Consider the following 240-nt stretch of genomic DNA (forward strand, 5'->3'; position numbering starts at 1 on the left):
GTGCCGGTGTGGGGCGACCAAGTGCTGCTGTGCCGCCGCGCCATCGAGCCACGCCTGGGTTACTGGACCCTGCCCGCAGGCTTTATGGAAAATGGCGAGACCGTCGAACAGGCCGCCATGCGCGAAACCCTGGAAGAGGCCTGCGCCCGGGTGCGTAACCTGAGCATCTACACCCTGATCAATGTGCCGCACATCAGCCAGGTGCATATCTTCTACCGCGCCGAACTGATCGACCTGGAC

General features: G+C 63.3%; 1 protein-coding gene. It reads left to right on the plus strand.

Features of this window, described 5'->3' with window-relative positions; all coding sequences use genetic code 11:
- On the plus strand, positions 1-240 hold a 240-nt coding region (locus tag AAEZ05_RS30005), incomplete at both ends, for an NUDIX domain-containing protein (protein WP_350650300.1).

Origin of the sequence: Pseudomonas sp. HY13-MNA-CIBAN-0226 (assembly GCF_040310305.1) — a bacterium.
GTDB lineage: Bacteria > Pseudomonadota > Gammaproteobacteria > Pseudomonadales > Pseudomonadaceae > Aquipseudomonas > Aquipseudomonas gregormendelii.